The organism is Frankia tisae, from assembly GCF_025403405.1.
Classification (GTDB): domain Bacteria; phylum Actinomycetota; class Actinomycetes; order Frankiales; family Frankiaceae; genus Frankia; species Frankia tisai.
The window spans coordinates 1-421 of sequence record NZ_JANEZT010000845.1 but is presented as its reverse complement, the minus strand read 5'-3'; the positions used below and the strand labels follow the sequence as shown (position 1 = coordinate 421).

The 421-nt window shown below is 70.3% G+C and carries 1 protein-coding gene; it reads left to right on the top strand.

The window, feature by feature from the left end:
• Positions 1–421: AMP-binding protein (locus tag NBZ85_RS31945; protein ID WP_261563524.1), on the top strand; the 421-nt coding region annotated here is incomplete at both ends.

The window sequence follows — 421 nt, the reverse complement described above, 5'->3', positions numbered from 1 at the left end:
ATGCTGCACCTGTCCGGGCTCGGCTTCGACGCGGCGTGGGACCCGATCGTCTGGCTCGTCGCTGGCACGACGCTCGAGGTGGCCGACGACGCCACCCGGACGAACGCGGAGACGGTCGTTCGAGACGTGGTCGAGCACGGCATCGACGTGATCGAGACCACGCCGTCGTACGCCCGTCAGCTGGCCGCGGTCGGACTCTTCGACGCCGTCGCGGAGCACGACGGTCACCTGACCGTCGCGGTGGGCGGAGAAGCCGTCCCCGCGGACTTCTGGAACGAGGTCGCCGAAGCCGACCACATCGACGGTTGGAACCTCTACGGACCGAGCGAGAGCACGGTCGACGCCGTCGTCGCGCGGATCGAGCCCGGCGCCGTCACCATCGGACGGCCGATTGCGAACGTGACGGCCCGCGTCCTGGACG